Source organism: uncultured Marivirga sp. (assembly GCF_963974845.1).
Classification (GTDB): domain Bacteria; phylum Bacteroidota; class Bacteroidia; order Cytophagales; family Cyclobacteriaceae; genus Marivirga; species Marivirga harenae.
On sequence record NZ_CAXBEQ010000011.1, the window covers coordinates 86,071 to 93,107 of the forward strand.

Sequence of the window (7,037 nt, forward strand, 5' to 3'; positions counted from 1 at the left end):
CCTTTGGTAATGGAGGTGTCAGTGACAAATTTTTTCGCTTTAGCGAAAATCCTTTTGTCTTCTTCCCCGATAATGTCGGGGCAGGTTGTTTCTATTGTGGTTAGAAAATAATTTTTGTCAATGCTAGCCTAGGTCGGTGGCACACCGATCGGAACCTAGAAGTACTTTAAAAAATCTCTAGCCTTAGACTTAAAATCAAAACTTAAAATGGATTTAAAATCAGAGATTCAATCACTGGCCAAGTCACAGTTCGAAGAGATAAAGGGGATTCGAGAGCATTTGCACCGTAATCCTGAATTATCATTTGAAGAGTTTGAAACTGCTAAATTCATCAGTAAAACGCTAAATGACTGGGGAATCGAGCACCAGACCGGAGTTGCGGATACTGGAACAGTGGTTTTAATCAAAGGGAAAAATCCAGATAAGAAAGTAACAGCCCTACGAGCTGATATTGATGCTCTTCCTATTACAGAAAAGAATGAAGTGCCTTATAGAAGTCAGAATGTAGGCGTAATGCATGCTTGCGGGCACGATGTGCATACTTCCTCTATGCTCGGGACAGTGAAAATCCTCAATCATCTTAAAGAACATTTTGAAGGTACGATCAAGGTGATTTTCCAACCCGGAGAAGAGAAAGTACCTGGTGGTGCTTCCAAAATGATTGAAGAAGGGGTCCTAAAAAATCCCGATGTCAATAATATAATAGGGCAGCATGTAATGCCTTTGATTGATGCTGGCAAAGTAGGTTTCCGAAGCGGAATGTATATGGCGAGCACCGATGAATTATATATGAAAATTATTGGAAAAGGAGGACATGGCGCAATGCCTGAATTGAATGTTGATCCTGTCATAATTACTGCACACATATTAGTAGCATTGCAACAAATAGTGAGTCGCCATTCTAGCCCTAAAGTTCCAACTGTTTTGTCTTTCGGAAAGATTATGGCCGAAGGTGCTACCAATGTAATCCCTAGTGAAGTGTATTTAGAAGGGACGTTCCGTACCATGGATGAGGAATGGAGAACTGCTGCTCATCAAAAGCTAAGAAAAATGGCTGAGGGAATGGCTGAAAGTATGGGTGCCAAATGCGAATTAGAGATCAGAAAAGGATATCCATTTTTAGTAAATGAGCCAGAGCTGACCGAAAGAGCAAAGGCCAATGCTATTGAGTTTTTAGGAGAAGAAAATGTGGAGGATTTAGACTTATGGTTAGCAGCCGAAGACTTTGCTTACTTCTCGCAAGCTACAGATGCATGTTTTTATCGCTTGGGAGTTAGGAATGAAGCAAAAGGTATTAACTCCTCAGTACATACCCCTACTTTTGATATTGATCCTTTGGCATTGGAGACGGGTATGGGCTTAATGGCTTGGCTGGCAATTAAGGAGTTGGAAAGCAAGTGATTATTGCTGATTTCATAACTGTATATTTATACGTTTATTAAACGTTTAAATATACAGTTCTTAGTTGAATGTTCTTTAAGGCTTGTTAAAAACCCTTTTTGTTTCCAATTAGATTATTAGTAAGTTTAAAGACATAATAGATATATAGTCACCAGGGGGTGACTATATTCACTTGTTACATGCAATATCATCATGAAAATCATACTATTCATTTTATTTACTTTATCATTTCAAGCGTTTTCTCAAGATAGTGATTGTGTTTTTGACCTTTCTACCCAAACAGATGACTTCATCAAAGAAATTGAAGAGACTGAAACTTACACTTGGGATGACTCAAAAAAAGAAGCTACAATATTACTTGACAATGGAGATACCTTGATAGCACATCGTGGAGGATGTAATCATTTTGGAGTTTCCGGCACATTAATTAAAGAAAATGTGAGATTAGAAAATATTGATAAATCCTACATTATTCAATCTGGAATTTGGATTGCTGAAAGAATGTTTACTCCTGCCAATGTTAAAGAATTAAAGATCAAATTAGAAACTGAGGATTACCAAATAGGAAGAGATGACGAGAATTTATTTTACCTATATTTCAATCATGAATCTTATTCTGAATATTTCCTCAGAGCAGAGCGAATTGAAGGACTGGTTAAAATTCAAATTGGTTACTATTTTAATTAAAAAGCATGTAACATGGCATAAAACCCATTTGCAAACCACCCTGTAGCAAAGTGTCTGCTAAATAGCCTGTAATTTATGCTTGCTTTTCATAGCTAGCAACCAAGGATACTGCATTGGACATTTACGTTTTTTAATAATTCTAAGCTTTTGCAATTAATGAAGTGTATCAGTTTGCGGAGAAAGCATAAATTACTACTTTCAATATTTCATAGACCAGTATAGCAAACGGGTTTTATAAGGTCGTTGAACTAAACCGTTTCTTCCTGGAAACGGTAAAAAGAGGTATGATTAAATTGTAATGGTAAACAAACAAGTTACCATTATGAAAACTCAAACAAAAAGCAATGCCTTAGAGCATCTGAAAAGAGAGCTGGAATTCCGGAATTACAGTTTCCGTACAGTAAATACGTATTGTTCACTGATGTCGCACCTGGCTAAAGTGAGCAGTTTACCGCTCGAGACCATCACCCTTTCAGAGTTTAAAGATTATCTTCACAAGGTAGTGATAGAAAAAGGCCTATCAGCCTCTACTGTGAACCAGTACATCAGTGCATTTAAAATAGTGCAGACCGATGTTTTGGGAAGGGAATGGGAAGATTTTAAGATTAGATGTCCTAGAAAATCTAAAAGGCTTCCGATCGTCCTCTCCATTGAGGAAATGGAAAGGCTGATCAATGTCAACGGCAACTTAAAACATAAGGCTATCATTATGTTGGCCTATTCAGCAGGCTTGAGGAGAAATGAGCTGTTGAACCTACTACCCGATCATATCGACTCTAAAAGAATGCAGGTGCGGGTCATGCAGGGCAAGGGCAAGAAAGACCGCTATACGTTGCTTTCCCGAAAAACGCTGGAGGTTACGCCTTTATTATCAAAATGAGCGGCCTAAGAAGTACTTATTTGAACCCCAAAACAGCAAAGGACGTCCTTTGGCTGAAACCACTCTGGCTAAAATTGTCAAGAACAAGCTCAAGCTTGCCGGTATTAAAAAGGCGGTATCCTTTCATACCCTGCGCCACACTTTTGCCACGCACCTGTTGGAGCAAGGCGTGAACTTACGGCTGATACAGCAGTTTATGGGACACACCTCCCTTAAGACCACTACCGTCTATCTACATCTCACCAAGCCAGACCCCGGCAGTGTTTGCTCCCCGCTAGATAACATGAAAGTTTAAAAATGGGAAGATGGAAAACAAAAGACAGAAAACAGAATTGGCTGATATCTTCATTGAGCACGCAGCGGATTATTTGAATACCACAAAACTCTGCCTCGTACAAAAGAAAGCCTACCAGGCCATCACCCAATGTCGGAGTGCCTCCATGGGAGGGCATATTAACAGCTGTGATAATTGTGGGTACAATCAGCAAGCCTACAACTCGTGCAGAAACAGGCACTGCCCCAAATGCCAGTTCATAAGAAAGGCCAAATGGGTCGATAAACTGGCTTCAAACCTGCCTGCCACTAAGTATTTTCATTTGGTCTTTACCGTGCCCCACTGCTTGAACAAGCTGTTTTATATTAATCAAAAACTGGCCTATGGTGTGCTTTTTAAAGCAGCGGGTCAATCTTTGATGCAGTGCGCGAAAAACCCAAAGTATCTGGGGGCAAAGGCAGGTGCGGTATCCATATTACATACCTGGGGACAAAACTTGGATTATCACCCGCATATCCATATGATAGTGCCTGCAGGAGGATTGACCGAAGACGGAAGAGAATGGATTCCTTCTAGCCCCAACTATTTCTTACCTGTGAAGGTGTTAAGTGCTGTGTTTAGAGGTATTTTACTCAAGCTGCTGGAAGCATCTTTCAAGAATGACCGACTCAAAATACCTGCAGGCACTCACTTTGAACAACTAAAACAGCAATGCTATAAGACCAAATGGGTGGTCTACAGTGAAAAGCCTTTTAAATGCCCTGAAAATCTGATTAATTACTTGGGCAATTATACCCACAGGGTGGCCATAAGTAACCAACGGATCATGAGCCATCAAAATGGAAAGGTAAGTTTTAATTATAAAGACTACCGATGTGGTGGCTTGAGAAAAGTGATGAGCCTAGAAGCGGGCGAATTTATCAGAAGGTTCATGCAGCATGTCCTGCCTGAGGGGTTTTGCAAAATCAGGTATTTTGGTTTTATGTCCTTGTCCAACCTTAAACAGGCTAGGGATGACTGTAATCATATCATTAATAAAATCACTTACTTCCCAGTGTTGGAAGGGCTCAACGGCATGGAAGTTTATCGGCAATTAACAGGGAAAGACCCTGTGGAATGTTCTAAGTGTAAGGCAAAAAGCATGAAGGCAGTTCCATTACCAAAACAAAAAACACCCGGCTAGTATTAAACTGACCGACAGTTCTTTGAAAGATTGTAGCTTTAACAAGAAGCGAAAAAAGCTTCAACAGGAAAGCTACGTCTAATTAACAAACCTTCGGATGAAAATAGACGCTATCAATCATAATCAAATAGGCAAAAGTTCTGCTATCAATTGGCAAGATGAGGCTTCAGCAGCTAAAGCCAACATACTATGCCCATAGTCCCATCGGCTCAGTCCAACAACGTTTTATTCATCATTCTTACTGCTCTTAAATCACATTTACAGAAATGGGGATTTTACCTTTTTTTATTTATTTTTAGAGAACGATGAATAAAACGCTATAATGTTGGCAACAATAGCAACCAGATGAAACAAGCAATTATAATTATATTCTCAGTAGTATTAGCATCGTGTACAACTGACTCATCATTAGAAAACTTTTTAGCCAAGCAAAAGGAATATGAGTTACAAAGAAATGAGAGGAAATCGAATGCAATTACTAATCTAATATCAGAAAGTCCGAATAAAGAACTGCAAGTACAGAGCAAATTACAAACACTTGACTCCCTTTACGACAGAGCTATTTGCAAAGGCTTGTGGTATAAGATACTTTTATAGAAATTTGAAAAGTCCAGCTTACGGATGATAGTTGGACGTTACATGCAATATCATCATGAAAATCATACTATTCATTTTATTTACTTTATCATTTCAAGCGTTTTCTCAAGATAGTGATTGTGTTTTTGACCTTTCTACCCAAACAGATGACTTCATCAAAGAAATTGAAGAGACTGAAACTTACACTTGGGATGACTCAAAAAAAGAAGCTACAATATTACTTGACAATGGAGATACCTTGATAGCACATCGTGGAGGATGTAATCATTTTGGAGTTTCCGGCACATTAATTAAAGAAAATGTGAGATTAGAAAATATTGATAAATCCTACATTATTCAATCTGGAATTTGGATTGCTGAAAGAATGTTTACTCCTGCCAATGTTAAAGAATTAAAGATCAAATTAGAAACTGAGGATTACCAAATAGGAAGAGATGACGAGAATTTATTTTACCTATATTTCAATCATGAATCTTATTCTGAATATTTCCTCAGAGCAGAGCGAATTGAAGGACTGGTTAAAATTCAAATTGGTTACTATTTTAATTAAAAAGTATGTAACATGGCATAAAACCCATTTGCTAACCACCCGGTGGCAAAGTGTCTGCTAAATAGCTTGTAATTTATGCTTGCTTTTCATAGCTGACAACCAAGGATAATGCTTTGGCAAACTCTGGAGTCTAATTATTCTAAGCTTTTGCAATTAATGAAGTGTACCAGTTTGCGGAGAAAGCATAAATTACTACTTTCAGTATTTCATAGACCAGTATAGCAAACGGGTTTTATACAGTCGTTAGGCTTAATTTCTGCTTTATTCGATACATACAATCAAAAAAATTATCCGTAGTTTCTCATTTTCAGCGAAAAGTAGTAACTTTGTAATTACACAAAAGAAAGGGAATTATGGAAGTTTCGGTTGTACAGATAGGGAATTCTAAAGGAATAAGATTTAGTAAGACTATTTTAGAGAAATATAATATTAAAGATAAGGTTGATCTGATTTTAGAAAAAGGACAGATCATCATAAAACCTCTTTCAAAACCGCGAAAAGGGTGGGAGAAGGCATTTAAGGAAATGTCTGATAATAAGGATGACAGTTTACTATTTAACGATGTGTTCGAGGATGAAAACCTAAACGAATGGAAATAAATCAGTACGAAATCGTTTTAGTCAATTTAAATACTACAATCGGCAGTGAAATCCAGAAAACTAGACCTTGCGTTGTGATTTCTCCAAACGAGATGAATAAATACCTAAGGACGATCGTGATTGCTCCAATGACAACGAGCTCAAAAAATTATCCAACAAGAGTAGAAGTAAAACACGATAACAAAATGGGTTGGATTGTGCTCGATCAGATCAGAACTGTTGATAAGCAAAGAATTATAAAAACTCTCAGTCGGTTGTCAAAACCAGAGATAAAAGAAGTTAAAAGCATAATAAAGGAGACTTTTGTAGATTAACAACTAAGCCTAACAGCCTGTCATAAATCATGGCTGTTAGTAGAATATTGTTTCTTTAGCTCTTTGTAGAGAGCCCGAAAATCCGCAGGATTGACTTATTGATGAAAAATTAATTTAATAAGCCAATCCTGTGGATTGCCTCGGTAGTTATCGCAAATTTTTATACTTTTATTCAGCCACGAATTTATACAGTGGCGCTAGCGCCATATAAAGGTCAATTAATCATGAAAGTTACAGCTGAAAAAAACGAACAAATTTCAAAAATGACATTTGCGTCTGTTTATCCACATTACTTAGATAGACTAAAAAAGAATGGTAGAACTAAAGAAGAATTTCATCAGGTTATAGAATGGCTAACTGGTTTTAATGAAGCAACAATTCAAAAATTGATTGATGAAAAAGCAACTTTTGAAACATTCTTTCAGAAAGCAGAATTGAATCCAAATGCTCACCTCATTAAAGGCGTAATTTGTGGTTATCGCATTGAAGAAATACCGGATGAATTTGAATTGTACAGAAAATGTAGATATTTAGATAAGTTGTATGATGAAT

The 7,037-nt window shown here is 37.4% G+C and carries 9 protein-coding genes; all 9 read left to right on the plus strand.

Annotation, left to right across the window (positions count from 1 at the left end; translation table 11 throughout):
- The first annotated feature begins 207 nt into the window (after positions 1-207).
- Positions 208-1,401: a M20 family metallopeptidase gene (locus tag AAC601_RS18235; protein ID WP_340154052.1), complete on the plus strand. Its 1,194-nt coding sequence runs from the start codon at positions 208-210 to the stop codon at positions 1,399-1,401.
- 192 nt (positions 1,402-1,593) lie between these two features.
- Positions 1,594-2,088, plus strand: a complete 495-nt coding sequence (locus AAC601_RS18240) for a hypothetical protein (RefSeq protein ID WP_340154053.1) — start codon at positions 1,594-1,596, stop codon at positions 2,086-2,088.
- A 322-nt stretch (positions 2,089-2,410) separates the two neighbouring features.
- Positions 2,411-2,968, plus strand: coding sequence for a phage integrase N-terminal SAM-like domain-containing protein (locus AAC601_RS18245; protein ID WP_340154054.1), 558 nt, complete (start codon positions 2,411-2,413; stop codon positions 2,966-2,968).
- Positions 2,969-3,017: 49 nt separating this feature from the next.
- Positions 3,018-3,263 carry a tyrosine-type recombinase/integrase gene (locus AAC601_RS18250; RefSeq protein WP_303271725.1) on the plus strand — a complete coding sequence of 82 codons (246 nt, stop codon included), beginning with the start codon at positions 3,018-3,020 and terminating at the stop codon, positions 3,261-3,263.
- A gap of 10 nt (positions 3,264-3,273) precedes the next feature.
- A complete protein-coding gene (locus tag AAC601_RS18255; RefSeq protein WP_340154055.1) occupies positions 3,274-4,425 on the plus strand; it encodes an IS91 family transposase in 1,152 nt (383 codons plus the stop codon).
- A 652-nt stretch (positions 4,426-5,077) separates the two neighbouring features.
- Positions 5,078-5,572, plus strand: a complete 495-nt coding sequence (locus AAC601_RS18260; protein WP_340154053.1) for a hypothetical protein — start codon at positions 5,078-5,080, stop codon at positions 5,570-5,572.
- Between the two features lie 353 nt (positions 5,573-5,925).
- Positions 5,926-6,171 carry an AbrB/MazE/SpoVT family DNA-binding domain-containing protein gene (locus AAC601_RS18265; RefSeq protein ID WP_013453888.1) on the plus strand — a complete coding sequence of 82 codons (246 nt, stop codon included), beginning with the start codon at positions 5,926-5,928 and terminating at the stop codon, positions 6,169-6,171.
- Positions 6,162-6,485, plus strand: a complete 324-nt coding sequence (locus AAC601_RS18270; protein WP_340154056.1) for a type II toxin-antitoxin system PemK/MazF family toxin — start codon at positions 6,162-6,164, stop codon at positions 6,483-6,485. The genes AAC601_RS18265 and AAC601_RS18270 overlap by 10 nt, the downstream gene beginning before the upstream one ends.
- A 224-nt stretch (positions 6,486-6,709) precedes the next feature.
- The coding region (locus AAC601_RS18275; protein WP_340154057.1) for a DUF2200 domain-containing protein at positions 6,710-7,037 on the plus strand (328 nt) is incomplete at its 3' end.

Coding starts and splice junctions, on each gene's coding strand:
- AAC601_RS18235 (WP_340154052.1), top strand. CDS start 208: ATGGATTTAAAATCAGAGATTCAATCACTGGCCAAGTCACAGTTCGAA.
- AAC601_RS18240 (WP_340154053.1), top strand. CDS start 1,594: ATGAAAATCATACTATTCATTTTATTTACTTTATCATTTCAAGCGTTT.
- AAC601_RS18245 (WP_340154054.1), top strand. CDS start 2,411: ATGAAAACTCAAACAAAAAGCAATGCCTTAGAGCATCTGAAAAGAGAG.
- AAC601_RS18255 (WP_340154055.1), top strand. CDS start 3,274: ATGGAAAACAAAAGACAGAAAACAGAATTGGCTGATATCTTCATTGAG.
- AAC601_RS18260 (WP_340154053.1), top strand. CDS start 5,078: ATGAAAATCATACTATTCATTTTATTTACTTTATCATTTCAAGCGTTT.
- AAC601_RS18265 (WP_013453888.1), top strand. CDS start 5,926: ATGGAAGTTTCGGTTGTACAGATAGGGAATTCTAAAGGAATAAGATTT.
- AAC601_RS18270 (WP_340154056.1), top strand. CDS start 6,162: ATGGAAATAAATCAGTACGAAATCGTTTTAGTCAATTTAAATACTACA.